Raw genomic sequence first — 24,584 nt, 5'->3', positions numbered from 1 at the left:
TCAATATCGCAGACCTTCGGAGGTTTCCGTGAGAGACAACAACGAGATGCCCGGGCATCTGGCCCGCCGCTTCCAGCAGATCGCGGTCGCCGTGTTCCTGGCCGAGGTCAGCGAGGCCGGTTTCGACCTGACGCCGGTGCAATATGCGGCGCTCGCCTCGATCAAGGCGAACCCCGGCATCGACCAGGCGACGCTGGCCGGACTGATCGCCTACGACCGCACCACGATTACGGGCGTGGTCGATCGCCTCGTGCAGAAGAACTTGCTGGAGCGACGCGCCTCGAGCCGCGACCGCCGCGCGCGCGAGCTGGAGATCACGGACGAAGGCAAGCGCACGCTGCGCGCGATTACGCCTGCGGTCGAAGAGGCCCAACGCCTGATGCTGCGGGGCCTGTCGCCTAAGGAAGCCGCCGAACTGATGCGGCTGATGCGCAAGGCCATCGCCGCCGGCAACGAGTTGAGCCGCGCGCCGCTGCGCGAGACGACCGGCTAGAAGGAAGCGTAGCCCGGATGGAGCGAAAGCGTAATCCGGGATCTCGACGCACGGCAGGAAACCCGGATTTCGCTAACGCTCCATCCGGGCTACGGGCTGACTGCGAACCTACATCTTCAGATTCAACCGCCCCATGAAGTCGCGCTTGCCGAGCGGCACGCCCTTGTGGCGAAGGATCGCGTAGGCCGTGGTCGCGTGGAAGAAGAAGTTCGGCAGCGAGAACGACATCAGGAAACCTTCAGCCGTGAACGGCAGCGTGCGCTCACCGAGCTTGAACATCACGTCGCGGCCGAGCAGCCCATTGACTACATCCGGTGTCAGCGCGGCAAGCTCGTCGCGCGCTGATGTCACCAACGCCTGCAGCCCAGCATAGTCCTCGTCCTTGGCTCCGGAGGGCGCGAACACGCCATTCTTGACCGCCTGCATCGCGCCGCGCGAATGATGCACGAGCGAGACGACCTGGAAGCGGAGCGGATGCATGTCGGGCGCGATCCGCGTCTCGACCATTTCGGCAGGGTCGATGCCCTTCTCCTTGCAATGGGCAAGGCCCTTGTCGAGGAAACCGCTGGCAGCGCCCAGGATCTGCAGATAGTTGGCGACCGTTGCGTCGTAGAGCGAAAAGCCCATGGCGGATCTCCCCAATCCTGTTGTTGTAGGGATCGGAGTGTTGCCAAATTCTGGCCGATTGCAAGCGGCCTCGCCCGCGAAAGCTTGTCGGCCCCGCGCGAAAGCAAATCCGTGCGGCGGAAAGTGAAGCCGATCAGTGCACGCGAATGACGTGCGGCCGCCCCAGGTCGATCAATCCCTGCACTGCCGAGAGGCGGTCTTCCAATGCTGCAATCGTCACATGCAAATTATTTCGCCGCTCATCCAGAATCCCGATGTCGGCGTTCGACAACCCGTCTCTGGTCCGCTGCTTGTCGATACCGAGAAGCGACTTGCGCAGGCCTGCGATCAGGCCCGCAAGCTGCTTGGCTTCCCTCGACATCGACTTCAAAGCGACATTTTGGCGTCGCGTCTCCAGTTGGCCCTGGTGTTTCATCGTTGCATCCCTCCGAGCCCCCTGCCCGAGTGGATGGCTTCAGCTTTGATGCAAGATGTTACGATCGATGAAATCTCGTCGGGTGCAATTTTGTCAAATTACATCCTTTGCGGGTTCGTCTCCTTTCGACGACATCAAGGGAAAGGCCGGCGCGGTGGCCAGACGCGTGCTTGCCCAAAAATGCCGCAGGTGCGCGAAACCTGGAACTAACCTTTTGCGGGCTACAATGCACACCTCATGCGGCGTTTAACGCACGATTAACCTTGCCTTTGGGGGCTTTGGAATGTTGAGGTTCGCACTTCTGGCCGCCGCCCTGCTGGTCTCGGCGGACCCTGCACTGGCGAACGGTCACGGCTCTTCGGAACCCGCGCCGCCGAAGCCGGACGCACAGACCTCGCCGGCACGCGTGGTCCGGACCAAGCAAGGTTTGAAGCTCGTCGATCTCAACGGCATGACGCTCTACTACTATGAGCGCGACACCAGCGGAAAGACGTCGAGTTGCGACGGCAAGTGCACGGAGACCTGGAAGCCCCTCGCTGCGCCCAAGGACGCCAAGCCGGTCGGCGATTTCACCGTGATCACCCGCAGCGACGGCAGCAAGATGTGGGCCTATCGTTATCGGCCGCTCTACACGTCGGCGGCGGACAAGACACCCGGCGACGCCAACGGCATCGCCACGACCATGCTCTGGCGGGTCGCCCAGCCGGAAGAGTAAATCGCAGCGCGCATCAGCCGCGCCAGCGCACCGGCCGCGACGTCGGCTGCACCTCTGCTGCGTTCTGGCTCGGCGGCAACACCACCACCATCGAGCCCGCTTTCACCCGGTCGTAGAGATCGATCACGTCCTCGTTGCGCATCCGGATGCAGCCGGATGAGATCGCCTGCCCGATATATTCGGGCTGGTTGGTACCGTGGATGCGATAGAGCGTGTCCTTGTTGCCGGCGTAGAGATAGAGCGCCCGGGCGCCGAGCGGATTGGCGGGGCCGCCGGGAACGCGCGCCGGATATGGCCCCAGCCGCGCCTGGATGTCCGCGGTCGGAATCCAGTCCGGCCACTCCGCCATGCGGCCGACCCGGGCAATGCCCGAGAACGCCTGAGCCTCCTCGCCGACCGCTACGCCGTAGCGGATCGCCTTGCCGTCAGGCAGCACGTAATAGAGATAGCGCGCATCCGTATCGACCAGGATCGTGCCGGGCTGTTCCTTGCGCGGGTAATCGACAATGTGACGCAGGTACTGCTCAGGGATGGTCGCCTGTGCGTAAGGCGCGTGCGACAGCAATTGCCGGTCACGCGGCGTCATGCTCGCATCCGATGAGGGCGAAAGCGTCGTCTGCATGCAGCCGCCGAGCGGCAACAACGCCACCAGCAGCCCTGCGAAAAGAGAGCGTTGCACCGCCTGCCTCCAGTGCGAATAGGATGAAACCTTGTTGCCCAAATCGTGCAAAAAAGATGGCAACGCGTATGGAACACAGAGACGTGTTTGACGCATCAGGGTTCCCCGACATCGGCGGCAGATGACGGCCCCACACTCTCCTTCCCTTCGCCTTGCTTTGGTCAAACCCGACTGGAGTCGTGCGGACCGGGACAGAGGTCGCGACGACCTCTTTTAATCGGCTCGCGCCAATGCGGACGATCAGGCTTTAGGGGAGCTTCGATGCTCGCGACGCTGAACAGCAAGCAAATCGTCGACGAAATCGTCAAGGACACCGCCAAAGACAGCGTAAAGGACAATGATCCGCACGACGCGTTCAGGATCTCGCCGGACATCGTGCGTGCCTCGCGCGCCGATACGGATGCGGCGCCCCTCGCGCCGGACCTGACGGTGCGAACCGAACCCAAGATCGTTGAACCAAAGAGCGTCGCACCGAAGATCGGCGCACCGAAGATCGGCGCAGCCGCTGTGGCGCCCGCTACTGCCGCGCCGTCGGTCGACACGGCCGTGCGCGAAGCGGCGACCGATCTTCGCGCTCCCCGCAAGCGATCGCGGGTCCGCAGATGGCTTGCGGGCGCGTCGCTGAGCATGTTGTTCGCCGCCGGCAGCGCGGCCGCGACGATCGCCTGGCAGGCGCATGGCGATACCGCGAAAGAGATCATCGCGGCGTGGGTGCCGACGCTCACGGCCTCGCAGGCAACGCCCGCCTCCGACGCGCAGGCTGCCGCGTCCGAGGCACAACCGGCCGCGGCGGATCAACCCGCGGCGGCAGCGTCGGCCGAGCAGCCTCACGATACGACCGTGGCGGCACCGGCTGCTGCAGCACCTGTTGCGACTACCCACGACACCCCGCAGGCGATGCAATCCATGACGCGCGATCTCGCGGCGATGGGACAGCAGATCGAGCAGTTGAAAGCGACCATCGCAGAGTTGAAGGCCGGCCAGGAGCAGATGGCCCGCGAGATGGCGAAAGCTTCCGCGCCGAAGCCTGTCGTCGACCCCCGCGCCAAGGTCTCTGCGCTCCCGCCAAAACCGCCCGCGTCAGTCGCGCCGCCGCTGGTCCGCAAGCCGAAGCCGGTGGCTGCGCCGGCTTATGCGCCGAGCTACGCGCCAATGCCGATCGCGCCGCCCGCGCAGGCGGCTGCCGTTCCGCCTCCGCCGGTATCGGCCTCGCAAGCCGTTGCCGACGATGACGGGCCGGTGGTGCGGCCGCCGATGCCGGTCCGCTGATGCGCCGCTGAACCGATCGGCGCACTTTCGACGCCAAAGCAGAGGCCCGCTTCATTCCGCGAGCGGTCCCCTGGTCGAATGCTCCGATGGCGATCCGACGCTTGATCTCGAATGCGTGGCTGGCGGCTCCGCCGCTCGTCATTCTGCTTGGACTCGTCGCTGCGTTCGCGCTGATCGGCGTCGCGAGCGCGATCATTGCGCATGTCGCGGGCGTGCAGGCCTCGGACAATTTCATCGCCGACATCATGACGCTGCTCGGCATGCTCGTGCTGTTCATGCCGCTGGCCATCGCCATCTACGCGCTCGTCGCGCTGGCACGATGGATCTCCGCACGAAAGCCGCAGTGAAGTTTTCCCGAGTCGACGCGGCGCGTTAATCCGGACGACTACGGTGAATTCAAATCCGCCAAGAGAAAAGGCCGCCGGGATTTATGCCGGCGGCCTTCTCTTGCAACTGCCGGTTCCCGGAGCCCGGTTCCGTTGCAATTCCATGAGGCACAGGATCGCCCCGACATGTTTAATAAAAACTTAACGCAGCTTCGTGCTGCACATGATTTTTGCGCCATAAGCACAGAGATTGCGCGCCGCGTTCATTCGGGAAAGATCGACTCAGTGGTACGATCTCCCATCACGTTGGACTTGAGTACATCGGACTCGGGGAATTCGGATGCCTTACTACTATTTCGATCTTGTGGTTGGTGAAGAGTTCAAGAACCAGGGCGGTATCATCCTCGAAGATCTGGATGTCGCCTCGGATCGCGCCCATCAATTGGCGAGCGAGCTGTCGCAGGTGAAGCCCGAGCTGCAGAGCAAGGGTTGCGCGGTCCGCGTCACCGATCGCGATCACAAAGAGCTCTATCGCACGCCGCTCGATCCCGTACCGAGCTGGCAGCGGTCGGGCTAATCAGCCCTCGAGCACCGGCGGCTCGAACCAGTTCGTCAACGACAATCCGCCGTCGGCGACGAAGGCTGCGCCGGTGACATAGGCTGACAGCTTGTTCGAGAGCACGGCAAGCGCCATCGGCGCGAGGTCGTCCGCCTGACCGAGACGTCCCAGCGGAATGTGTCGCGCCAGTGATGGATCGGCGACGAAGCCGCCTGCCGCGATCGCCCCCGGCACCAGCGCGTTGACGCGGATGTCGTAGCGGCCATAGGTCTTCGCGAGCTCCTTCACCAGCATCGCCATCGCCGCCTTCGCGGTCGAGTAATGCGGCAGGTTGCGCGGGGTGCCCGCATGCAACGATGTCAGGAACAGGAACGAGCCGGGTTGCTTCGCCGCGATCAGCCGCTTTGCGATCTCGCGCGACAGATGAAAGCCGGCGTCGAGATTGACCGCATGCATCTCCTGCCACGTCTTGCGGTCGACCGCGAGCGCGTGATCGGCCTCGCGTCGCGGCGGCGATGCGCTGTGCACGAAATGCGTGACCTGTCCCAACGTTGCATGAGCTGCGCCAAGCAACGCGTCGCAGGCTTCGAGCCGGGCGAGATCGCCGACCCACGGCACCGCCAGCTCGGGCCGTGCGGCGGCCTTGACCGCCGCGGCGACCCGCTCCTCGCTGACATCGGCAAACATCGTGCGCACGCCCTCGCCAACGAGGGCCAGCGCAATGGCGCGGCCGATACCGTTGCCGGCGCCGGTCACGAGGGCCGTGTCGCGTAAGGGATCGAACGGCGTGCTCAGCAGGCTCATGGCGGTCTCCGGGATTTCACCCGTTCACGATAGCGCGGCCGCGCGGACAACGACAATCCGGCGTGATGGCGCCCGCGCCCCATTGCAGGGGGCCGCACTGGACGCTAGCCTCCCCAAAAAACGGGAGGACTCTTGGATGCGCTACGGGTTGTTGATCGCCGGCCTGATCTTGATTGCTGCACCTGCACATGCAGAGCCGCGATCGGTCTATGTCACGATGGTGCTGCAGGCGTTTGCGGCCAAGGTCGAATGCCCCGGCACGGATATCGTTTATCAGGGCATGGTTCAGAAGGCGCAGGACATGCACCTGCCCGATGGCACCACCGAGCAGGTCCGCAAGGCGATCGCCTTCATGCACACCGGCGGCAAGATGGGCGAGAAGCAGGACGACGATCTGATGGCCGAGGTCGCTGTCGCGACCCAGGCGACCGACATGGATCAGCGCCGCCTCGGCATGACGAGCTGGTGCGCGACCCAGAAGGCCGCGCTCGCCGGCCTCATTCGCAACAACTAACCTTTAGGGCCGCGGATGGCGCAGCGTCCGTGAACCTCGGCCCGGCCCTCCGCGTCCAATCCTGAACAGGACATCGCGCGAGGGCCCATGCCGGCAGGTCTCAGACATTTTGGACGGGCCGCCGCGCTCGCCGCGCTGCTCGCAGCGAGCTTGCCTCAGGCCGCCCTCGCGGCGCCGGCCGACAAGCCCGTCGCAGGCCAGCAGGTCCGCTTTCCCTCGGGCGCCTGGAGCGCCCTGCCCCAGACCGGTCCTGACGGCCAGGTCCGCCAATGCGTGCTGGTCGCGCTGCGGCAGCGCGCGACCGCGAGCGGCAAGGTCGACACCCGCTTCGCCCTGAATATCAGCCGCGGCTCCGGCCTCGTGCTCACGATGATGGACGATGGCCTTCCCGGCGAACAGGTCTTGGACGACCAGGGCGAGATCGTCATCGACGGCAAGACCTTTCCCGCCGTGGGATTTTCAGTGGGCACCGCGTTCGCGCTGCATCCGGGCGACGCCGACGGCGCGCTCGTGGCACTCGGCACCGCAAAACAGGTGACGCTGCGCTCCGACGGCGCCGGCATCGATTCAGGTAGCATCGCCATCAACCTTCCGCAGGACGCGCTCGGCTGGCTCAAACAATGCGGCAAGACCTTTGACATCGCGATCGACAAGCCGACCGATCCCAACGCGCCCGACATGCCGACACCGCGCCCGCGCTCGCCAAAGATCGCGTTCACGCCGCCGACGCCTGCCGGACCGCCCGGCATCGAGGACAAGCAGAAGATCGAGGGCTGGGATGCCTCGGAGTTGCGCAACCGCGACGGCAGCATCATCGTCTGCTTCATCCGCCGCCACTATGTGATCCCCGGCGATGGCCCCACCCGCCGCCTCGGCACCTTCCTGATGGCGAGCCGGGCGAAGGGCTTTACGATGATGGTGAAGGACACCAAGCTGGATTTGCCGGAAGGAGCGCCGCTCGAGGCGACGCTGAAAGTCGGTGGCGCGCCGTTCCCGGCCGTCTCCGCTCAGATGCAGGGTCACGACGAAATCGGCCTGTTTCCGCAGCACGGCAACGCACTGCTGGGCGCGATCGAAAAGGGTTCCGTGTTCGAGGTCAGGGCAAGCAAGATCGAGGACAAGTACGAGTTCTCGGTCCATGGCGGCGTGATCGGCTGGGTGCGCGCCTGCGCCCGCCGCAACGGCATCGCGCTCGAACCCGTGGGTCAGTGAGCGCCTCGGTGCAGCGTTAAGCACGCGACGATGGAACCGGCGCGGCGGCCCATGAATCGTCACAATCCTCGCAAGCATGGGAGCCCCTTCCAAAAGGAGACCAACCATGCGGATTGCCACCGCCGCAATCATCGCGCTCGCAGCGCTCACCGCGCCCGCCCTGGCGAAGAATTCCGAGACTCTGAAGGGCGAAGACAAATCGTCTGATACATCCTGCAGCGCCTATCAGCAGGCTGCCGACGGATCGTGGATCCAGCTCCCTTGCCGGGAAACCGGCGAGCGCAACACCCCGTCGCAGACGCAGCATCGGCATCCGGCACAGGCCGGCGACCAGCAGCAGCATTAAAAATCGTTCAGCTCTGATGCGGTCCGCGAATGATCTTCATGGCGTCGGCGATATGGCGCCATTCCTTGGCATCCTCCGCCTCGCCGCGCCCTTCGCAGGCCTGCGCTTGTTCGGAAGCCTTTGCGATCGCGGCAAAACCGTGCTGTTCGAGCATCTGCCGCGCGATGGTGTGAACCTGGACCTCGGACATCATGGGCGCCTCCCGTTGTGACGCGTCGGAACCGCGGCGGATCACCTGGATTCGCCGCAGTCCATCATCAACGGTTCAACCGGCGCCTCGTTCCCTACGCGACCGCGACGCGCTTACGGTCGAAGTCGTTGGGCACCTCGATGTCGACCTCCAATGTCGAGACCTCGTCGCCGCGCTCGAGCCGCACGATGACCTTGGTCGGATCGAGCGTCACATGCCTGGAGACGACGGCGAGAATTTCCTCACGCAGCACGCCGAGCAGATCGGGCTGACCACGCATTCCGCGTTCATGCGCCAAGAGGATCTGCAGCCGTTCGCGCGCGACCGGTGCAGACGCCTTTTTGCCGCGCAGAAGCCGGAGCAGACCCATGCTCATGCCGCCCTCCGTCGCAACAGCCGGTCCATGAAACCTTTGCGCTCGGACGGCACCTGCATTGCCACGCTCTCGCCGCAGAGGCGGCGTGCCGCGTCGATATAGGCGCGTGCCGGCGCACCGTCGACATTCGACAGCGTCACGGGCGTGCCGACATTGGAGGCGCGCAGCACGTCCTGGCTTTCCGGGATGATGCCGAGCAGTGGCGTCGCCAGGATTTCCAGGATGTCGTCGATGGTCAGCATCTCGCCGCGCGAAGCGCGCGCCGGATCGTAGCGGGTGATGAGGATGTGTTTTTCGACGCGCTCGCCGCGTTCGGCCCTGACAGTCTTGGAGTCGAGCATGCCGATGATGCGATCAGAGTCGCGCACCGAGGATACCTCGGGGTTGGTGACGATCACGGCTTCGTCGGCAAAGCGCATCGCCATGGAGGCACCGCGCTCGATGCCGGCCGGGCTGTCGCAGATCACCCAGTCGAAGCGCGAACGTAGATCGGAGATGACGCGTCCCACGCCCTCCTCCGTCAGCGCGTCCTTGTCGCGGGTTTGCGAGGCCGGCAGCAGCCAGAGATTCTCCAGCCGCTTGTCGCGGATCAGCGCCTGCGGCAGCTTCGCCACGCCCTGCACCACGTTGATGAGGTCGAACACCACGCGGCGTTCGGCGCCCATCACGAGGTCGAGGTTGCGCAAGCCCACGTCGAAATCGACGACGACGACCTTGTCCCCGCGTTGCGCCAGCGCAGCACCTAGGGCCGCCGTGGTCGTGGTCTTGCCGACCCCGCCCTTGCCTGATGTCACGACCAGAACTTTGGCCATTCGAAAAATCTCCTTTGCTGGTCAGTTCAGCGCTGTAATCCGCATGCTGTTGCCTTGCAGCCAGGCCTGGGCCGGCCGGCCCCGCAGGGCAGCGTCGATATCGTCCGCGGTTTGATAAAACCCATCAATTGCAAGCAGTTCGGCCTCGATCTTCTGGCAATAGATCCGCGCGGTGGAATGCCCGTTGACGCCAGCCATGGCGCGGCCGCGCAGCGCGCCATAGATGTGGATGGAACCGCCCGCCACGACCTCGGCACCGGAGCCGACCGAGCCCAGAATGGTGACGTCGCCGTCGGGGAAGATCACGGTCTGGCCGGAGCGCACGGGATTTTCGAGGAGCAGCGAGGTGGGCTTGAGGTCGATCTTGGGCTCGGCCTTCTTCGGCGCATTCTGTTCGATCGCACAGGTCCGGCCGCCGGAGAGCAGCGGCGGCATCACGGCCGTCAGCCGCGCCTCCTCCACCCCCTCGATGCCGAGCACGCGGATGTTGCGCTCCTGCAGGCTCGCCAGCAGATGCGTGATGCCGGACTGGCTGAGATCGACCGAGGACAGGTCCACCACCACAGGACGTCCAACGAAGAAACCCGGCGAACGCGCGATCGTCGCGTCGATCTCCTGCAGCCAGTCCACGATCGGCACCGTCGGCACGAAGACGAAGGCGACATAGGAACGCCCGCGCAGACGCACCAATTGGCGTTGAGGTCTTGCTACTGCTGCCTCCATGGCTGCCGACTCGTCCTTGTTATTGAAGTGTTAATGATCGGCCCGGCATGGTTAATGACGAGTTAATTTCTCCGTGGAGTTACGTGGAACCCGGGGGCGAGTGCCATGCATTGCGAGGCAAAGGTGTCGGCCCGACGGGAATGCCTCTAGGCGGTAGCGGCACCCCCGGCTTCGTCTGTCGATCCCTGGCAACTATCAACACGACGGCAATGCAGCCGCTGACGAGGAGCAGCCAGTCCTGCGGCACGTAAAGCAGCATGGCGGCACTTCCCCCGATCAATGACCAAATGAAGGGGATGACAAGGAGCAGGCGCGGCAGCCGTCCGGTCGTGAGCAGAAAGAAGCCGAACGTGAAGATGGTGACCGGACACGGCGTCACGCCGAACATCGGCATCTCGGGAAAGGCGTGGCCGACGGCGACGCCAATAAGCGGGTAAACGATCGCCGCATAGGCAGCGAACACCGCACCGACCGCGGTCGCAAGGTCCGCGCCCAAGCCGAAGTAAAGCTGGCCGCGAACCACGCCGACATAAGCGAGGTAGCTTCCCTGGGCGACGAATAACGCCGCAAAGAGATAGGCAGCCTTGTTGATCTCCGAGAACCACGCCCCATGATAGGCGACGCCCGTCCATAGCCACATCAGGGCTAGGATTCCGGCAATGAGACGGTTTGCATGACGCGTCTTGAAGAACAGCAGCACGACGGCCGCGATGCCGAGCAGATAGGCAACAATCTGAACCGGCCAGATGGCGTCATTATACGCCACAAAGACCGCAAAGAACTGGCCCGGCGTGAAGGGTAGCATTGGACCGTCTCGCCTTCCGACGCCTCTACATTGCGGCTTTTCGGACGCTTGCATTGATGTGGCGCAAGGCGTCGGCGAGCGCCGCTCTCACCCCGCCCGCCGCTCCACCGCCTCTTCCGCATTCGGATCACCCGGCGCGGTCGCCCAGGCGAGCTCGACGAGCGTCACAGTGCGGCGGCCGGCGCCGTCGAGTTGGCACACGATGAGCCCCTGCTCCTCGATATAGCTGAGCAGGCGCTGGGCGCGGCGCAGCGAGTGCGAGCCATAGGCGCGCGCGATCGCGATGTCGCTCGGGCACGGCCAGCCTTCTTTCGCCGCGCGCGCGATCATCATGAACACGCCCTGCATATCCTCCGGCAGAATCCCGGCGCGCAGCGTGACGTCTTCCCAGGCTTCATCCGCCGCGAGATCGGAACCGAGGCCTGCACGGGCGCGCGTCAGCATGCGGCGGAATTCGGTGAGATCTGGCACATCGGACCCGAGGCCTTCGATGCGGCAGCGAACCACGAACTCCTGATAGAGCACACCGACGGCGCGGAATCCCGCGTCCGGTTCGGCCAGGATCGCACGGAGGATGCCGTCGACCCGCTCCCGCCGCGCGGCGAGTTCTTCGGCGCTGACGGGAATCTCGATCGCGTCCGTGCGGATCTCGGTTGCAGCAAGCTTCGCGGCCCTGAGCTGGTCGAGCAGATCCGGCGACGGCCGGCGCTGCGGCCGGTTGGCCTCGGGCGGCGGCGCCGCCAAAATCACGGAGCGCGCATCCTCCAGCGCTGCTTCAGGCAGCGGCATCAGCTTTGGGCTGGCGTTACGCGCATGCGTGTCGGTCGCGCCGATGCGCAAGCCGAGTGGACGGCGCGACAGCGCTGGCCCCAGCGCCATGAAGTGGCCACGCTCGAGGTCGCGGAAGGCGTCGGCCTGCCGCCGCTCCATGCCGAGCAGATCGGCGGCGCGCGCCATGTCGATGTCGAGGAAGGTGCGGCCCATCAGGAAGTTCGACGCCTCGGCCGCAACGTTCTTCGCGAGCTTTGCCAGCCGCTGGGTCGCGATCACGCCGGCGAGCCCGCGCTTGCGGCCGCGGCACATCAGGTTGGTCATGGCGCCGAGCGAGAGTTTTCGCGCCTCATCCGACACTTCGCCGGCAACCGCGGGCGCAAAGAGCTGGGCTTCGTCCACCACGACGAGCATCGGATACCAGTGATCGCGCTCGACGTCGAACAGACCGCTGAGGAATGCAGCCGCGCGGCGCATCTGGTTCTCGGCGTCCAGCCCTTCGAGATTGAGCACCGTGGACACACGGTGGATACGCGCCCGCTCGCCGGCAACCTGCAGGCCGCGCTCGGTATGGTCCTCGGCATCGATGACGAGGTGACCGAAAGCCTCGCTCAGCGTGACGAAATCGCCTTCGGGGTCGATGATGGCCTGCTGCACCCAGGCCGCGCTCTGTTCCAGGAGCCGCCGCAGCAGATGGGATTTGCCGGAACCGGAATTGCCCTGCACCAGGAGGCGGGTCGCAAGCAACTCCTCGAGGTCGAGAGTCGCGGGGGCGCCAGCCGACGTCTGCCCCATCTCGATCGCAACAGTCATAGCCCGACTCAAACTCTCCCCCAGCGGAGAGCGGGATTAACAACCCGGTCGGGGCCCGTCGAGCGGAACGAGGGCTGATATCGGCGTCGTCCACACGGCTGTACGAATCGGTGGGTGCTGTAGCCCGGATGGAACGAAGCGCAATCCGGGAAACCTCTCAATCAAGCCTGTCAGCGGCCCCGGATTACGCTTCCGCTCCATCCGGGCTGCGGGCTTCACAGCAGCTTCGCGCTCACGAACAGCGCGCGCACGGCGTTCGTCGCCTGCACCGAAAGCATCGCGTTCTCGGCGGCGCCTTCGAGCATGGCGACGGCTTCGTCATGCAGCGAGCGGAATTCCATCCACTCGACCGAATTGAAGTTGGTGAGGAACTGATAGGCCTGGCCGACGGTGGCAATCGCCAGCGTCTCGCCGTTCAGCCGGATCTTGAACGTGGTGCGCAGCGGAGTTTCGGACTTGGACGGATCGCTCATGCGCTGCTTCTGGACGAGGACGGCTTAACGAAACGACAATGGAAGCACGCCGTTCCGGTGAAGCTCAGGAGTCCGACGAGTTCGAACGCTGCTGCGCCGCCGACGTGGCGCCGGTGAGGCTCGGCACGACCACGAGGCGGTTGAACTCGCCATTGTCGTAGGCCTTGATGAACCGGTCGTAGAACTTGATGGAGACGCAGCCGTTGGAATCGCCGCCGGCGCCCAGCAGATAGTTGTGGGTGAGCAGGCCGACGCGGCCGAGCGCGCTGGTGCCTTCGGCCGGCGTCATGCGCAGCGCACGCACGCCGTGGAAGGGCTTTTCGCGCAGCTTGAGGTCATAGACGGCCGGCGGGGTCGCGCCGACATTGGGCTCGTGCACGTGGTCGGGATCGTCCTTCAGGCTTCCCATGCCGGAATGCGCTTCCAGCGCCACGCCGCTCGGCAGGTAAACCGCCTTCGCCGAGATGTCGTAGACCGCGGTCTGGGAATCGTAGCCGAGCGCGGTGAGGTCGGGGCCGCGGCCGAACAGGCCGCTGTCCGGCGTGAGCGAAGCCAGGCGGATCTTGTCCCTGAATTTTTCGAAGAAGTTGCGGTTGTCGACCCGGGGATTGGCGTCGGCAAAGGCCTGGCTGGAGGCGATCTGGGCGGCGAGGTCGGCCTGGGGCGGGCGCGATCGCGGAATCGGGATGTCGGACTTTTGCGCGGTCCTGGCGTCGTCGGCCGCGCTCCTGTCGTCGCCGGACAGGCTGGTGCGCCAGTCCTCATAGATCAGCTTTTGCGCCAGCAGCGCCTTGGCGTCGTTGAGCTTGATGCGGAAGGCGCTGACCGCCGAGCGATCGAGCGCCCTGGTGCTGGCATCGATGCCCGCCTGCCCGGTCGGCATCGGCGTGAAGCGATCCGCAAAGGAGGTGGTCGGGCCGGTGGTCAGGGCGGCGGAGGCAAAGGGCGCGCTGGAATCGATATCGGCGATCCAGGCGGCGGCACCCAGCGACAGCGCCATCGCAGCCAGCGACAGCATAATGGTTTCCCCCCGCCCGATGCGGCGGCGGCGCGACAACAGCCTTTCGGCATGCCTAGCGTCGGAAACCATCAGATCCCCAAATCGACCTCAACCCCCGGGGTGCCCAACCCCGTCGAGACTCTCTACCAGCTACCATATCAGCGTCCAAAAGTGAGGCATAATCGCGGCCGCCGAGCGCGCCAAGGGCAGGCTTGAGGTGTCAATGACCGCCAATTTCGACCTGAATCGCTTCGTCGAGGCCCAAAACGGGGTCTACCCGCGGGTTTTGGCCGAGCTGGCCGATGGCCGGAAACGGAGCCACTGGATGTGGTTCGTCTTCCCCCAGATCGCAGGCCTCGGCTTCAGCGCCATGTCGCAGCGCTATGCCATCGGCTCCCGCAGGGAGGCCGAAGCCTACCTTGCACACACCCTGCTCGGCCCGCGGCTGGTCGAATGCACCGGCCTCGTCCTCGCCGTCAAGGGTCGCACCATCAACGCCATCATGGGCGCGCCTGACGACACCAAGCTGCGCTCGTCGATGACGCTGTTCGCCGCGGTGTCAGACAACCCGGTGTTCGACCGCACGCTCGCCAAATATTTCGGCGGGGAACGCGACGGCGCGACGCTGGATATCCTCGCCAGGCTCGATCAGCGGCCCTGATACCGTAAACCCGGGATTAATCCGGCCAACCTATCGTTGCGACGCTTTCTGCCCGCAGCAAATTGCCCGGACCCAATCATGAAAATCGGTACGCTTCTGACCGCCGCCATCGTCTCGCTCTCGACCGTCGGCGGAGGCCTCGCGGTCTACGTCGCCGTCAGCAGATACCAGACGATGGACCGGATCGCGGAGGCGCAGAGCCGGCTCGAGATCGTGCGTGCGGTCGGCGACATCCCGCGCTATCTCAACCCCGAGCGCGGCTACTCGACCAACATTCTCTACGGCCCCGCAACGGTGGAACCGGCCGCGCGGGCCGAGCAGGACAAGCTGCGCAAGCTGACCGACGGCGCGCGCAACAAGATGAACGCCTTGCGCAAGGAGCAACTGCCGGGATCGCTCGACGACGGCGGCACCATCGCAACCCAGATCGAGGCGCTGAACACGAAGTTTAGCGCCTTGCGCGAGTCCATCGACAAGGCTATCGACGGTCCCGCCGAGGCGCGCAAGGATGCGGCGAAGAAGATCGTCGCCGACAATGCCGTGTTCAACAACGGCGTCACTGCGCTGCTCAACGAGCAGGTCCGCCGCATGGCGATCCTCAACGGCGATGCCTACCGGCAGGCGAGCTATGCCAACGTCGCCTGGGCGCTGCGCGACGTCGGCGGCCTCAACGCCAGCCTGCACAAGAACCTCGTCGGCGCCAAGAAGGCGGCGACCGACGCCGAGAAGATCGACATCGCCCGCTCTCAAGGCCGCAACGACCAGATCCTGATGTCGCTGCAGGAGCTGCGCGGCAATCCGACGACGCCGGCCAATGTCGCCTCCGCGCTGGAGAAGATGAACGCCGACTATGTCGAGGGTTTTGGCCGCGAGCTGAAGCTGGTCAAGGACGGCGCGGCATCAGGCAAATACGAGCTCGACGTCGACGCCTTCTATCAGGGATCGCAGCGCGGCCTCGGCGCCGTGATCGGCGTGCGCGAGGCCTTCTACGACAATGCCGAGCAGGTGCTTGGCTCGGCCTATTCGGCGGCGCGCCTGAGCTTCTCCATCGCACTCGCCGGCCTCATTGCGGTGCTCGTCGCCAGCATCGGCCTCGTCGTCATGGTCCGCCGCCGCGTCTGCGCGCCGATCGTCAACCTGACATCGCGGATGTCGAGCCTTGCTGGCGGCGACATGGAAGGTGAAATCCCCGGTGCGGCACGTTCCGACGAGATCGGCGACATGGCCGCCGCCGTGCAGGTCTTCAAGGACAACATGATCCGGGCCGACCGGCTCGCCGCCGAGAAGCAGGCCGAGAACGACGTCAAGATGCGGCGCGCCCAGGTGCTCGACGAGCTCACCCGCACCTTCGAGACCAAGGTCGGCGAACTCGTCGGCGGCCTGTCGTCGGCTTCGCACGCGATGGAGACCACCGCTCAATCGATGACCTCGACCGCGTCCGCCACCAACAGCCAGGCGGCCGTCGTCGCCGCGGCGTCCGAGCAGACCTCGACCAACGTGCAGACGGTGGCGAGCGCCACGGAGGAGCTGACCTCCTCGATCGCCGAGATCGCCCGCCAGGTCGCACAATCCACCGAGATCGCGGCCCGCGCGGTCGAGAACGCCCGCCGCACCGGCGATACCGCCCGCGCGCTCGCCGAAGGCGCGCAGAAGATCGGCGACGTCGTCACGCTGATCCAGAGCATCGCCGAGCAGACCAATCTGCTGGCACTCAACGCCACGATCGAAGCCGCGCGCGCCGGCGATGCCGGCCGCGGCTTTGCGGTGGTCGCTTCCGAAGTGAAGTCACTGGCCGGCCAGACCGCAAAGGCCACCACCGAAATCTCCGAGCAGATCGCGGCGATCCAGACCGCCAGTGACGAGACGGTGTCTGCGATCCGCGGCGTCGCCGACGTCATCGCCGAGATCGACCAGATCGGGATCGCGATTGCGTCCGCCATCGAGGAGCAGGGTTCTGCGACCCAGGAGATCTCCCGCAGCGTGCAGGAGGCCGCCCGCGGCACCCAGGAGGTCAACAGCAACATCACCGGCGTGCAGCGCGCCGCCGACGACACCGGTGCTGCCGCTAACCAGGTGCTGGGCGCAGCCGAGCAGCTCTCGACGCAGTCCCGCGATCTCGCCGGTCAGGTGAACCGCTTCCTGTCGGAGGTCAGGGCCGCTTAGCCCGAAGCCGTTGACGTCGTCCGGACGCTCTCGTACGCCCGTCAAAGCGTAGGGGTGACGTGAACAGGAGGCGACATGTCGGGCGATGAAGGCGTTCGGGCGGGCCAGTGCCATTGCGGCACCGTGCGTTTCGAGGTGACGCTCAGCGACGGCTTCAACTCGATCCGGCGTTGCACCTGCTCCTACTGCCGGATGCGCGGCGCCGTCGTCGCCATGGCGGAGATGGGCGGGATCAAGTTCCTCGGCGGCGAGGACGCGCTCACGAGCTACCGCTTCCACACCCGAGCGGCGCAGCACTTCTTCTGCTCCCGCTGCGGCATCTACACCCACCACCAGCGGCGATCTGACCAGAACCTGTACGCCGTCAACGTGGCCTGCCTGGACGGAATCAGCCCGTTCGATTTCACTGAAGTGCCGGTCATGGACGGCGTCAATCACACCAACGACACCGGTCAGCCGACGCGTCGCGCAGGCACGCTCCGCTTCATCCCGGCCGAGGAGATCCCGTAGCCCGGATGGAGCGCAGCGCAATCCGGGGACCAGTTTTCGATGTTTCGAGACTCTCCCGGATTACGCTAACGCTCCATCCGGGCTACCGATGGGTCGCGCCTAATAAGGCGGCTTCTTCCGGGCGCGCTGCGCCTTGGCGGCCTCGATCCACCACAGGAGGTCATCAGCAAAGCGCGGAAATGCGCGCTCCAGTGCAGCACCGCCCTCGCCCGTCGGCTCACCCGCCTCCGACAGCGACTGCCCGATCGGACCGACGCCGATCGTGCTCGACACCACGACCATGCCCATTTCCGAGAGCGTGCCGTGCCATGCGGTGGCGGCACGCGCGCCGGACAAGCGGCCAGCGGAATAGCTCACGATCGCGGCGGGACGCCAGAACCACTCCTCCAGGAAGTGATCGGTGAGGTTCTTCAGGCCCGGCTGGATGCCCCAATTATATTCGCCGGTGACGAAGACAAACCCGTCGGCTTCGCGGATCTTCGTCGCAAGCTTTTCCAGCGCCTCCGGCGCCTGGCCCTTGGGATGTTCCTTGTACATGCGATCGAGCATCGGCAGGCCGATGGCCTTGGCGTCGATGAGTTCGACGTCCTCGCCGCGGCGGCGCAGCCGGTCGATGACGAACTGCGCCAGGCGAATGCCCATGCGATCGGAACGGTAGGAACCATAGAGGACGAGGATGCGGTTGCTCATGTTCGGACGCTAGCACGCAGTTGCGCGCGCGCCGAGTCACGTCCGCGCCAGAACGTCACGCCCTGCGGCCGCGCTCCCGCGTTTCCGACGGTGTCTCGCCAAACCTGTCACGATAGCTCTTGGAGAAATCGCTGAGGTGCCAGAAGCCGAAGGCGAGCGCCGCGGCCTTCACGCTGTCGGGCCCGGTGAGCAGGTGCTTGCGCACGAGCCAGAGCCGCCGCAGGCGCAGAAAGCGATGCAGGCTCATGCCGCGATAGCGCTGCACGGCGTCGTGCATGCTGCGAACCGACAGGCCGAGCCTTTTGGCCACCTGCTCGCTGTAGATGGGCTGACCGAGGTCTTCGGACAAAAGCGCGCGGATGTCCTGAAAGATCTTGAAATGGCGCGCGTCATTCGGGCGCGCCGTCCAGCGCGCGGGAACCGCGTCGGAGAACGCCGCATCGACCCCGGCCAGAAGGGATTCCCGCATCGCCGGCGCCTTCAGGCGTCGATCAACGGCATCGGCAGGCTCCGAGGCCGCCGCCAACACTTCCCGGATCAGGCCTCGCAACCAGTGCAGAGCGGCGGCACTGGTCTCGAAAATCTTGAAATTGGCATGGGTCTCGGGCCAGCCGCGATGGATCACTTCAGGCGTGAACATGACGGAGGCATATTGACGCGCCACCTCCTCGACCGTGTTGTAGGCGGCCCCGCCGCTTCCGATCACGATCGCCGCCCGGTCGCGATGCGCGCCGTTGAAGCGAATGGGAACCTCATGATCGTCCATCATGAAGCCGACCGCCGTGCAGTTCGGCGCGAGCTGCGCATCCACGATGCGGGGAAACGACGTCGTGTAGTTGATGTCGCACCCGGGCAGGCTGAGAATCACCTGCTCGGCCGAAATCGTCCGCACAAGCGGCGTGAATTCCACATTCAGGGTACGGATTGAACTGCGGAACTCATCAACGTCGGTAAAGCGAAATGTCTTTGGCGCCAGCGTCGGCGCTTGATGATCAGTGTCCATGGCAATGCATGAAAATCGCGCGTGGTCGTATGACGCACGTCCGGCAAAAACCGGCGCTATTTCCCTCCCGCTTGGCAAGATTCCCCGTGAACGAATCCACCCGCTCACATCAATGAGTTGCAACGCATCAAATCGATCAAACAACAAACAACGGCGAGAGCTGCCAAATTTCGATAATCAATTCCGGGCGCGGCGTGGTGCTGAAATACCCTACCGACTCATTTGTATATCTCATGTTAACAACTTTGGCGCGCAATTGAACCGTTGGGACCTTGTGTATTTTTTTAGTGATCAGGCACGCCATGCGCGCGATTTCGCCTGCGGACATTATCGTAGAATTAGAGGACGCGATCTCGGCCTGTTCGGCCGAACGTTGCGCCCGCATGCTTTGGCAGATCACCGATCTGCTCGTCGCCAGCCGCGACCGGCTGACGGAGAGACACGTCAGCCTTCTTGACGATTTGCTGGTCCGCCTGGCGGGGCGAATTGCGGCCGACGCACTGGCACAGCTCAGCGCGATCTTGTCGGAGCTGAAGATGCCGCCGCGCGAGACGGTGCGTCGTCTGGCCGTCCATGAGGATCCCGCGATCGCCACCCCGCTGCTGCGGAACTCGCCCGCGCTGTCGCGGGAAGATCTCGAAGCGATCGCATCGGCGCGCGGCGAGCAGCACCTGCTCGCGATCTCCGGCCGCCGCAAAATTGAGAAGCAGCTCGCCGACATCCTGGTCAAGCGCGGCGGCAAGAAGGTCTGCCTTGCGATCGCGAAGAACCCTGGCGCGCAATTGTCCGAGGCCGCCTACGCGATCCTGGCCGCGCGGGCCGAGAAAGACGGCGAGCTGACCAGGGAGCTGGTGCTCCGGCCGAACGTCCCGGACATGGTGGTCCGAAAACTGCTTGCCGCGTCGCCGCCGGAGGCAGCGGCGGCGGTGCAGGGTGTGGCTTCGGCGACCGAGATGAACGGCCCGGCGAAAGGCGCGGTTCGGCCGCGCGCCCCCGAATATGCGGATGCGAGGCCCGAGATCGTTGCGCTCAACCGCATCGGCAAGCTGAACGACTCCACCGTCAACCGCTTTGCCATCCGTGGCGAGACCGCGAACCTCTGGACCGCGCTCTCGGTGCTGTCAGGTGCGCCGATCGACATCATCGAGGCCGTCATGGCCGACGATGATTGCGAAGGCCTGGTGATGGCTTGCCGCGCCTCGCGCCTGAACTGGCAGACCACGTTGGCGATCCTGGGCAATCGCGGCGGCATTCGCCTCTCCTTCGAGGATCGTGAACGGGCCCAGCAACTGTTCGAGACCCTGCATCTGTCTACCAGCCAGTGGACCGTGCGCTGGGGCGAGATGGCCGCGAACACCAAAGCGGCATCCACGGACAACAAGACTGCGAAACTGGGAATGAGCGCATGAAGTTCGACAATCGCAAGACCATGCGGGTGCGCATGGATCATCGTCAGCCCGTCAATCTGATGGGCTCCGACGGCACGTGGCGGCGCGCTTGCGTTCTGGTCGACATTTCCGACACCGGTGCCAAGGTCGAGGTCGAAGGCACGCTCGACGTGTTGCAGGCCAAGGAATTCTTCCTGGTGCTGTCGTCGACGGGATTGGCCTATCGGCGCTGCGAGCTGGTGTGGATCGATGGGACCACAGCCGGCGTTCACTTCATTCTCGCAAACAAGAAGAGCCTAAAGGCGTCGACCGCACAAGCGGCCGCGCAGAAGGCGGCAGCAAGCAAATAAGAGACCCATCGGATCATCTCGAACTCGAACCGAACGCAGACGACCTGTGCAGAACGCAAGGCCAATCAAGTTAGCCGAAACGCACGGAAGCACCCAGGACACGTCGAAAGCAAACGCCTTCGTACACGTCCTGGCCGACACCTCGGACAAATTGTCGGGCGTCTGCTCGATCCTGGAACGCAAGTTCACGGTCGCGGGCGAAAGGCTCGACGCCGAAGCAAAGCTTCCTCACACCCCGCTTGCCGTGGTGGTGCGCGCCGACCTGCGCATCGTCGAGAACATCGCAGCGCTGAAAAAGCGCGCCGCACGCATTGCCAAGACGGCCAAGCGCATTTTCATCGTCGAGCAGACCTCGCACGTCTGCATCTCGCAAGCCTACGCGCTCGGCGCAACGCTGGTGCTGCCCGGGACGATCGACCGAACCAAGCTGATGGCGGCGTTGATGGACCAAACCGAGACCGGCTCCTCCGCGTCAGAACAAGCCGCGCAGCCGAACGATGCCGCCGAGGCGGGAGCCACCGCCATCGCTGCGATGTTCGCCTCGCTCATGCTGGGCCAGGCGATCGACGTCGACGGCACCAGGGAAGCCGGCCGCAAGATCGCCAATCGCATTTCCGAGCATGGCCTGTCGAAATGGTTGACGACAGTGCGGCGTCATCACGAGGGCACCTATCAGCACTGCCTGCTCGTTACGGGCGTGGCGATCGATTTTGGCCTGAGCCTGGGGGTGCGAAAAACCGATCTCGAGCGGCTCTACACCGCCGCCATGTTCCACGACATCGGCAAAGCGAAGATTCCGCTGGCGGTCCTCGACAAGCCCGGACGTCTCGACGCAGAAGAACGAGTGCTGATCGAAACACATCCCGTAACGGGATATGAGTTCCTCAGGGATCACGACGGAGTTTCGCCCGAGATCCTCGACGCCGTCAGACATCATCACGAATATCTCGACGGCAGCGGGTACCCCGACGGGCTCTGCGCCGAGAACATTTCCGACATCGTTCGAATCCTCACGATTGCCGATATCTTCTCTGCCCTGATTGAACATCGACCGTACAGGCCCACGCTGCCGCGTGAGGAGGCCTACAACATTCTCTGCGGGATGAACGGAAAGCTGGAGAAGCCGCTGGTCGCGTCGTTCAAGGCAGTGGCCCTGACGCGGTAATCTCAGCGGTGGTTTTGCGCTGAAGCGGGATCAGTGCGTGGCGCGGTATCTGGACCGGCGCGGGATCGACCGGCAGGCGAGTCCCTCCGCCAGGCGCTTCATGTCGTCGTGATTTCCGCTGCGGATCAGGCGGCCAAACTCGTCGGGTGTGAAAGGCAGGCTGGGATCGTCATCCACCGGATGTCTGATACCTCGTGGTCCGAAGAACCATCGGACCAGGCTAGCCAGCCGCCGCATATCAATTCCCTCGCGCCAGCAACAAACCCTCTCAGGGCCTTATTGTTCCTCCTGACCGTTCGAGATTGCAAGAGCCGTCGCGCGGTCCACACCCAAAATTTTCAGCAGCCGACTCAGAGAATATTTTTCTCGCTTGAACCCACGCTGCGACGCGACTGAGGCCAGCGCTTCGGATTCCGCGTCTTGTGCTCCCTGCCCTTGCGCGCTCGCGCGCGACTTGCGTCTCTGCATCGTTGGCATGATGGACCGGCGATTGCCGGCGCGGTGCGCGAAATCTATGTTAACCACCAACCAGAACCAAGAAGCGCTCAAACAGGCAAGAAGCCTGCAATCAAGGAAATCCAGGGAATACGCCATGGCCGCACCGCTCGATCCCGTCATCGCCCAGATCATTCCGGCGCTGCCGTTGCGCGATCCCGCGACCATGACACCGCAGAGCGCCCGCGATTCCTTGCGTGCACTGGCTGCGGCGCGCGCGGCGGTGCCGCCGCCGGCGGTCGACAGCGTCAGGGATATTGAGGTGAAAGGCGGCGCAGGGCCAATTGCGGCGCGGGTCTATCGCATTGGCTCGGAAACGGCGCCGACCGTGGTGTTTTTCCATGGCGGCGGCTGGGTCGCGGGCGATCTGGAAACGCATGACCGGCAGGCGCGCAACCTCGCGATCGAGACTGGCGCGGTCGTCGTCTCCGTCGACTACCGGCGGCCGCCGGAGACGCGTTTTCCCGGCGCATTCGAGGATGCCGTGGCAGCGACGACCGACATCTTCACCCGCGTGACGGAATTTGGCGGCGACGCAAAGCGCCTCGGTGTTGCCGGCGACAGCGCCGGTGGCAATCTCGCGGCCGTCACCGCGCTCGCCTGCCGCGATGCTGGCATCACGCTCGCCGGACAACTCCTCGTCTATCCCGCGACCGACGCCGTCGGCAATTACGCAGATAGCAACGAGAACGCCCGTTTCCCCTCGCGCAGCGAAAACGCCGACGGCTATTTCCTGTCACGCGCGGTGATGGAATGGTTTGCCGGCCACTATTTTGCCGATCCCGCTGACGCCGGCGACTGGCGCGCATCGCCGCTGCGCGCCGCGTCGCTCGCGGGCGCAGCACCTGCCGTGGTTACGACGGCCTGGTTCGATCCGCTCCGCGACGAAGGCGCAGCCTATGCCCGCGCGCTGGAGGCGGCCGGCGTGAAGGTCAGGCACCACGAAGGCCCCGGCCTGATCCACGGCTATTTCAGCATGGGCGAGACGTCGGAGGTCGCGCGCGCGGAAGCGCAACGCGCCCGCGCCGATTTCCGGGCGTTGCTCGCGCGGGGCGTCTAACGAGGAGCTATCCCCGGCGCGCCCGCTGCGCGTCGGTGTGGCCCCAGGTTCCGTCCCAATCCTGGCCGGAGGCATCAACAACGCGGCCATCGGCCTCGAAGAACTTGTTGGGCACCTGAAAGATCGCAAGGATCAGTGCGCCGTCCGGACACCAGGCGGCGTGGCGGCTGCCGGCCTCGCGCCAGATGAACTCGCCGGCCTTGCAGGCGATGCCCTTGGCCGGCCCCTCCTTGTCGACGAGCGAGCCATCGATCACGTAGCTCTGCTCGATGCCGACATGCTCGTGGTCGGGCAGCACCGACCCCGGCGCGAAGCGCATCAGGGCCGTCATCAATCCGGTGGTGCGGTCGAACAGCAGCGTCTTGGCCTCGCAGCCGGGAAAGCGCGTTGTCTGCCAGTCCATGGCTTGCGGCTGCACGAGATGCGAGTGCTGATCGGCGGTCTGCGGGTCTTTTGGGGTCACGGCGTCCATGACGATGCTCCGTTCCAGCGTTGTTGCCGACAAGGCTAGCAGCTCTCCACGGCCCCGTCAGCGCGCAGTGCAGCAAGCACGGTTGAAACCGCAACCACGCTGGTGTCTGCTGCCACGAGGAGAGATTCTCGCCAGCCATGCCAAGCCGTTTGATCCCGTGTGCTGCCCTCGCCTGGACCTGGCTGGTCACCGGCGCCGCGGCCGAACCGCAGACGGTGTATTTTCCGAGCGGCGACGGCAGCACCCAAATCGTCGGCTATGTCTTCAAGCCGAAATCCGCAGGTCCCTACCCAGCCATCGTCATGCTGCACGGCCGCGGCGGGCCTTATTCGAGCAACACCAACTCGACCTGCACCTTCGTCGGCCCCAAGACTGCATCCGACTGCAATGCATCGACGCTGTCGAAGCGCCATGCCATGTGGGGCCAGTACTGGGCCGATCGCGGCTACCTCGCGCTGCTGCCGGACAGTTTTGGGCCGCGCGGCAAGGCTTACGGTTTTGGCCGCTTCACCCATGGCGATCCCGATCGCGCCGACGTCAACGAAAAGACCGTGCGTCCGCGCGACGCCGAGGGCGCGCTCGCCTATTTGCGAACCCGCAGCGACGTTAACGGCGGCCAGGTCTTTTTGCAGGGCTGGTCGAATGGCGGCAGCACCGCGCTGAACGTGATGATCCGTCAGGGCTCAGCCGCGGGCTTTCGCGGCG

General features: G+C 64.9%; 32 protein-coding genes. 16 read left to right on the top strand and 16 right to left on the bottom strand.

Going from position 1 to position 24,584, the window contains the following annotated elements; translation table 11 throughout:
- Positions 1–28: 28 nt before the first annotated feature.
- The gene (locus tag C2U70_RS17635) at positions 29–493 is read left to right on the top strand and encodes a MarR family winged helix-turn-helix transcriptional regulator (protein ID WP_140979702.1); all 465 of its coding nucleotides are present in this window, start codon (positions 29–31) and stop codon (positions 491–493) included.
- Positions 494–601: 108 nt separating this feature from the next.
- On the opposite strand, the gene C2U70_RS17630 is transcribed toward C2U70_RS17635, so the two are convergent.
- Together C2U70_RS17630 and C2U70_RS17625 are read right to left on the bottom strand one after the other, a co-directional pair.
- Positions 602–1,120 carry a DUF1993 domain-containing protein gene (locus C2U70_RS17630; protein WP_140979701.1) on the bottom strand — a complete coding sequence of 173 codons (519 nt, stop codon included), beginning with the start codon at positions 1,118–1,120 and terminating at the stop codon, positions 602–604.
- A 133-nt stretch (positions 1,121–1,253) separates the two neighbouring features.
- Positions 1,254–1,535 carry a hypothetical protein gene (locus C2U70_RS17625; protein ID WP_140979700.1) on the bottom strand — a complete coding sequence of 94 codons (282 nt, stop codon included), beginning with the start codon at positions 1,533–1,535 and terminating at the stop codon, positions 1,254–1,256.
- Positions 1,536–1,818: 283 nt separating this feature from the next.
- On the opposite strand from C2U70_RS17625, the gene C2U70_RS17620 reads away from it, so the two are divergent.
- Positions 1,819–2,250, top strand: a complete 432-nt coding sequence (locus C2U70_RS17620; protein WP_140979699.1) for a COG4315 family predicted lipoprotein — start codon at positions 1,819–1,821, stop codon at positions 2,248–2,250.
- Positions 2,251–2,263: 13 nt separating this feature from the next.
- On the opposite strand, the gene C2U70_RS17615 is transcribed toward C2U70_RS17620, so the two are convergent.
- Entirely contained in the window at positions 2,264–2,872 is a 609-nt protein-coding gene (locus C2U70_RS17615) for a L,D-transpeptidase (protein WP_186294324.1), read from the bottom strand.
- 318 nt (positions 2,873–3,190) lie between these two features.
- Between C2U70_RS17615 and C2U70_RS17610 the strand changes: the two genes are divergently transcribed.
- The 3 genes from C2U70_RS17610 to C2U70_RS17600 all read left to right on the top strand — a co-directional run bounded on the left by C2U70_RS17610 (position 3,191) and on the right by C2U70_RS17600 (position 5,101).
- Entirely contained in the window at positions 3,191–4,198 is a 1,008-nt protein-coding gene (locus tag C2U70_RS17610) for a hypothetical protein (protein WP_140979697.1), read from the top strand.
- An 86-nt stretch (positions 4,199–4,284) separates the two neighbouring features.
- Positions 4,285–4,545: a hypothetical protein gene (locus tag C2U70_RS17605; protein ID WP_140979696.1), complete on the top strand. Its 261-nt coding sequence runs from the start codon at positions 4,285–4,287 to the stop codon at positions 4,543–4,545.
- A gap of 319 nt (positions 4,546–4,864) precedes the next feature.
- Positions 4,865–5,101, top strand: coding sequence for a DUF6894 family protein (locus C2U70_RS17600; RefSeq protein ID WP_140979695.1), 237 nt, complete (start codon positions 4,865–4,867; stop codon positions 5,099–5,101).
- Here C2U70_RS17600 and C2U70_RS17595 read toward each other — a convergent pair whose 3' ends face one another.
- Positions 5,102–5,887 (bottom strand): SDR family NAD(P)-dependent oxidoreductase, encoded by a 786-nt coding sequence (locus C2U70_RS17595; protein ID WP_140979694.1) that lies wholly within the window; start codon positions 5,885–5,887, stop codon positions 5,102–5,104.
- Positions 5,888–6,023: 136 nt separating this feature from the next.
- On the opposite strand from C2U70_RS17595, the gene C2U70_RS17590 reads away from it, so the two are divergent.
- The 3 genes from C2U70_RS17590 to C2U70_RS17580 all read left to right on the top strand — a co-directional run bounded on the left by C2U70_RS17590 (position 6,024) and on the right by C2U70_RS17580 (position 7,959).
- Positions 6,024–6,401, top strand: a complete 378-nt coding sequence (locus C2U70_RS17590; RefSeq protein ID WP_140979693.1) for a hypothetical protein — start codon at positions 6,024–6,026, stop codon at positions 6,399–6,401.
- An 87-nt stretch (positions 6,402–6,488) separates the two neighbouring features.
- Positions 6,489–7,613 (top strand): hypothetical protein, encoded by a 1,125-nt coding sequence (locus C2U70_RS17585; protein ID WP_140979692.1) that lies wholly within the window; start codon positions 6,489–6,491, stop codon positions 7,611–7,613.
- A 106-nt stretch (positions 7,614–7,719) separates the two neighbouring features.
- On the top strand, positions 7,720–7,959 hold the full coding sequence (locus C2U70_RS17580; RefSeq protein ID WP_140979691.1) for a hypothetical protein: 240 nt from the start codon (positions 7,720–7,722) through the stop codon (positions 7,957–7,959).
- A gap of 7 nt (positions 7,960–7,966) precedes the next feature.
- Here the strand turns inward: C2U70_RS17580 and C2U70_RS17575 are convergent, their stop codons facing one another.
- The 8 genes from C2U70_RS17575 to C2U70_RS17540 all read right to left on the bottom strand — a co-directional run bounded on the left by C2U70_RS17575 (position 7,967) and on the right by C2U70_RS17540 (position 13,940).
- Positions 7,967–8,152: a hypothetical protein gene (locus tag C2U70_RS17575; protein ID WP_140979690.1), complete on the bottom strand. Its 186-nt coding sequence runs from the start codon at positions 8,150–8,152 to the stop codon at positions 7,967–7,969.
- A gap of 91 nt (positions 8,153–8,243) precedes the next feature.
- Entirely contained in the window at positions 8,244–8,525 is a 282-nt protein-coding gene (gene minE / locus C2U70_RS17570; protein ID WP_140979689.1) for a cell division topological specificity factor MinE, read from the bottom strand.
- Positions 8,522–9,337, bottom strand: coding sequence for a septum site-determining protein MinD (gene minD, locus C2U70_RS17565; RefSeq protein ID WP_140979688.1), 816 nt, complete (start codon positions 9,335–9,337; stop codon positions 8,522–8,524). The genes minE and minD overlap by 4 nt, the downstream gene beginning before the upstream one ends.
- A 21-nt stretch (positions 9,338–9,358) precedes the next feature.
- Positions 9,359–10,060: a septum site-determining protein MinC gene (gene minC, locus C2U70_RS17560; RefSeq protein WP_140979687.1), complete on the bottom strand. Its 702-nt coding sequence runs from the start codon at positions 10,058–10,060 to the stop codon at positions 9,359–9,361.
- A 79-nt stretch (positions 10,061–10,139) separates the two neighbouring features.
- Positions 10,140–10,865 (bottom strand): DUF6064 family protein, encoded by a 726-nt coding sequence (locus tag C2U70_RS17555; protein ID WP_186294321.1) that lies wholly within the window; start codon positions 10,863–10,865, stop codon positions 10,140–10,142.
- 87 nt (positions 10,866–10,952) lie between these two features.
- On the bottom strand, positions 10,953–12,449 hold the full coding sequence (locus tag C2U70_RS17550) for an ATP-binding protein (RefSeq protein WP_140979686.1): 1,497 nt from the start codon (positions 12,447–12,449) through the stop codon (positions 10,953–10,955).
- A 215-nt stretch (positions 12,450–12,664) separates the two neighbouring features.
- Entirely contained in the window at positions 12,665–12,922 is a 258-nt protein-coding gene (locus C2U70_RS17545; protein WP_140979685.1) for a hypothetical protein, read from the bottom strand.
- Between the two features lie 64 nt (positions 12,923–12,986).
- Entirely contained in the window at positions 12,987–13,940 is a 954-nt protein-coding gene (locus tag C2U70_RS17540; RefSeq protein WP_186294320.1) for a DUF2778 domain-containing protein, read from the bottom strand.
- 205 nt (positions 13,941–14,145) lie between these two features.
- Between C2U70_RS17540 and C2U70_RS17535 the strand changes: the two genes are divergently transcribed.
- The 3 genes from C2U70_RS17535 to C2U70_RS17525 all read left to right on the top strand — a co-directional run bounded on the left by C2U70_RS17535 (position 14,146) and on the right by C2U70_RS17525 (position 17,256).
- On the top strand, positions 14,146–14,583 hold the full coding sequence (locus C2U70_RS17535; RefSeq protein WP_140979683.1) for a DUF1810 domain-containing protein: 438 nt from the start codon (positions 14,146–14,148) through the stop codon (positions 14,581–14,583).
- 78 nt (positions 14,584–14,661) lie between these two features.
- Entirely contained in the window at positions 14,662–16,746 is a 2,085-nt protein-coding gene (locus C2U70_RS17530) for a methyl-accepting chemotaxis protein (protein ID WP_140979682.1), read from the top strand.
- 75 nt (positions 16,747–16,821) lie between these two features.
- A complete protein-coding gene (locus tag C2U70_RS17525; protein ID WP_140979681.1) occupies positions 16,822–17,256 on the top strand; it encodes a GFA family protein in 435 nt (144 codons plus the stop codon).
- A 99-nt stretch (positions 17,257–17,355) separates the two neighbouring features.
- Here C2U70_RS17525 and C2U70_RS17520 read toward each other — a convergent pair whose 3' ends face one another.
- The gene (locus tag C2U70_RS17520; RefSeq protein ID WP_140979680.1) at positions 17,356–17,946 is read right to left on the bottom strand and encodes an NADPH-dependent FMN reductase; all 591 of its coding nucleotides are present in this window, start codon (positions 17,944–17,946) and stop codon (positions 17,356–17,358) included.
- A gap of 55 nt (positions 17,947–18,001) precedes the next feature.
- Positions 18,002–18,949, bottom strand: a complete 948-nt coding sequence (locus C2U70_RS17515; protein WP_140979718.1) for an AraC family transcriptional regulator — start codon at positions 18,947–18,949, stop codon at positions 18,002–18,004.
- Positions 18,950–19,332: 383 nt separating this feature from the next.
- On the opposite strand from C2U70_RS17515, the gene C2U70_RS17510 reads away from it, so the two are divergent.
- From C2U70_RS17510 to C2U70_RS17500, 3 genes are read left to right on the top strand one after another with little or no spacing between them, the layout of a single operon-like run.
- Positions 19,333–20,358 carry a DUF2336 domain-containing protein gene (locus C2U70_RS17510; RefSeq protein WP_349629574.1) on the top strand — a complete coding sequence of 342 codons (1,026 nt, stop codon included), beginning with the start codon at positions 19,333–19,335 and terminating at the stop codon, positions 20,356–20,358.
- Positions 20,355–20,687, top strand: a complete 333-nt coding sequence (locus tag C2U70_RS17505) for a PilZ domain-containing protein (protein ID WP_140979678.1) — start codon at positions 20,355–20,357, stop codon at positions 20,685–20,687. Before C2U70_RS17510 ends, C2U70_RS17505 begins: the two co-directional genes overlap by 4 nt.
- 46 nt (positions 20,688–20,733) lie before the next feature.
- Entirely contained in the window at positions 20,734–21,852 is a 1,119-nt protein-coding gene (locus tag C2U70_RS17500) for an HD-GYP domain-containing protein (RefSeq protein ID WP_140979677.1), read from the top strand.
- Positions 21,853–22,128: 276 nt separating this feature from the next.
- Here C2U70_RS17500 and C2U70_RS17490 read toward each other — a convergent pair whose 3' ends face one another.
- A complete protein-coding gene (locus tag C2U70_RS17490; protein WP_140979675.1) occupies positions 22,129–22,446 on the bottom strand; it encodes a hypothetical protein in 318 nt (105 codons plus the stop codon).
- Here C2U70_RS17490 and C2U70_RS17485 point away from each other — a divergent pair.
- On the top strand, positions 22,445–23,407 hold the full coding sequence (locus C2U70_RS17485) for an alpha/beta hydrolase (protein WP_140979674.1): 963 nt from the start codon (positions 22,445–22,447) through the stop codon (positions 23,405–23,407). The genes C2U70_RS17490 and C2U70_RS17485 overlap by 2 nt on opposite strands.
- Before the next feature lie 7 nt (positions 23,408–23,414).
- Here the strand turns inward: C2U70_RS17485 and C2U70_RS17480 are convergent, their stop codons facing one another.
- The gene (locus tag C2U70_RS17480) at positions 23,415–23,879 is read right to left on the bottom strand and encodes a cupin domain-containing protein (protein ID WP_140979673.1); all 465 of its coding nucleotides are present in this window, start codon (positions 23,877–23,879) and stop codon (positions 23,415–23,417) included.
- Positions 23,880–24,016: 137 nt separating this feature from the next.
- Here C2U70_RS17480 and C2U70_RS17475 point away from each other — a divergent pair.
- Positions 24,017–24,584: dienelactone hydrolase family protein (locus C2U70_RS17475; protein WP_433960684.1), on the top strand; the 568-nt coding region annotated here is incomplete at its 3' end.

The organism is Bradyrhizobium guangdongense (genome assembly GCF_006483445.1).
Taxonomy (GTDB): domain Bacteria; phylum Pseudomonadota; class Alphaproteobacteria; order Rhizobiales; family Xanthobacteraceae; genus Bradyrhizobium; species Bradyrhizobium guangdongense_A.
Note: the sequence above shows the minus strand (reverse complement) of the source record. Positions and strands in the feature narration are given on the sequence as shown.

Coding starts and splice junctions, on each gene's coding strand:
- C2U70_RS17630 (WP_140979701.1), bottom strand. CDS start 1,120: ATGGGCTTTTCGCTCTACGACGCAACGGTCGCCAACTATCTGCAGATC.
- C2U70_RS17625 (WP_140979700.1), bottom strand. CDS start 1,535: ATGAAACACCAGGGCCAACTGGAGACGCGACGCCAAAATGTCGCTTTG.
- C2U70_RS17620 (WP_140979699.1), top strand. CDS start 1,819: ATGTTGAGGTTCGCACTTCTGGCCGCCGCCCTGCTGGTCTCGGCGGAC.
- C2U70_RS17615 (WP_186294324.1), bottom strand. CDS start 2,872: ATGCAGACGACGCTTTCGCCCTCATCGGATGCGAGCATGACGCCGCGT.
- C2U70_RS17610 (WP_140979697.1), top strand. CDS start 3,191: ATGCTCGCGACGCTGAACAGCAAGCAAATCGTCGACGAAATCGTCAAG.
- C2U70_RS17605 (WP_140979696.1), top strand. CDS start 4,285: ATGGCGATCCGACGCTTGATCTCGAATGCGTGGCTGGCGGCTCCGCCG.
- C2U70_RS17600 (WP_140979695.1), top strand. CDS start 4,865: ATGCCTTACTACTATTTCGATCTTGTGGTTGGTGAAGAGTTCAAGAAC.
- C2U70_RS17595 (WP_140979694.1), bottom strand. CDS start 5,887: ATGAGCCTGCTGAGCACGCCGTTCGATCCCTTACGCGACACGGCCCTC.
- C2U70_RS17590 (WP_140979693.1), top strand. CDS start 6,024: ATGCGCTACGGGTTGTTGATCGCCGGCCTGATCTTGATTGCTGCACCT.
- C2U70_RS17585 (WP_140979692.1), top strand. CDS start 6,489: ATGCCGGCAGGTCTCAGACATTTTGGACGGGCCGCCGCGCTCGCCGCG.
- C2U70_RS17580 (WP_140979691.1), top strand. CDS start 7,720: ATGCGGATTGCCACCGCCGCAATCATCGCGCTCGCAGCGCTCACCGCG.
- C2U70_RS17575 (WP_140979690.1), bottom strand. CDS start 8,152: ATGATGTCCGAGGTCCAGGTTCACACCATCGCGCGGCAGATGCTCGAA.
- minE (WP_140979689.1), bottom strand. CDS start 8,525: ATGAGCATGGGTCTGCTCCGGCTTCTGCGCGGCAAAAAGGCGTCTGCA.
- minD (WP_140979688.1), bottom strand. CDS start 9,337: ATGGCCAAAGTTCTGGTCGTGACATCAGGCAAGGGCGGGGTCGGCAAG.
- minC (WP_140979687.1), bottom strand. CDS start 10,060: ATGGAGGCAGCAGTAGCAAGACCTCAACGCCAATTGGTGCGTCTGCGC.
- C2U70_RS17555 (WP_186294321.1), bottom strand. CDS start 10,865: ATGCTACCCTTCACGCCGGGCCAGTTCTTTGCGGTCTTTGTGGCGTAT.
- C2U70_RS17550 (WP_140979686.1), bottom strand. CDS start 12,449: ATGACTGTTGCGATCGAGATGGGGCAGACGTCGGCTGGCGCCCCCGCG.
- C2U70_RS17545 (WP_140979685.1), bottom strand. CDS start 12,922: ATGAGCGATCCGTCCAAGTCCGAAACTCCGCTGCGCACCACGTTCAAG.
- C2U70_RS17540 (WP_186294320.1), bottom strand. CDS start 13,940: ATGCTGTCGCTGGCTGCGATGGCGCTGTCGCTGGGTGCCGCCGCCTGG.
- C2U70_RS17535 (WP_140979683.1), top strand. CDS start 14,146: ATGACCGCCAATTTCGACCTGAATCGCTTCGTCGAGGCCCAAAACGGG.
- C2U70_RS17530 (WP_140979682.1), top strand. CDS start 14,662: ATGAAAATCGGTACGCTTCTGACCGCCGCCATCGTCTCGCTCTCGACC.
- C2U70_RS17525 (WP_140979681.1), top strand. CDS start 16,822: ATGTCGGGCGATGAAGGCGTTCGGGCGGGCCAGTGCCATTGCGGCACC.
- C2U70_RS17520 (WP_140979680.1), bottom strand. CDS start 17,946: ATGAGCAACCGCATCCTCGTCCTCTATGGTTCCTACCGTTCCGATCGC.
- C2U70_RS17515 (WP_140979718.1), bottom strand. CDS start 18,949: ATGGACACTGATCATCAAGCGCCGACGCTGGCGCCAAAGACATTTCGC.
- C2U70_RS17510 (WP_349629574.1), top strand. CDS start 19,333: ATGCTTTGGCAGATCACCGATCTGCTCGTCGCCAGCCGCGACCGGCTG.
- C2U70_RS17505 (WP_140979678.1), top strand. CDS start 20,355: ATGAAGTTCGACAATCGCAAGACCATGCGGGTGCGCATGGATCATCGT.
- C2U70_RS17485 (WP_140979674.1), top strand. CDS start 22,445: ATGGCCGCACCGCTCGATCCCGTCATCGCCCAGATCATTCCGGCGCTG.
- C2U70_RS17490 (WP_140979675.1), bottom strand. CDS start 22,446: ATGGCGTATTCCCTGGATTTCCTTGATTGCAGGCTTCTTGCCTGTTTG.
- C2U70_RS17480 (WP_140979673.1), bottom strand. CDS start 23,879: ATGGACGCCGTGACCCCAAAAGACCCGCAGACCGCCGATCAGCACTCG.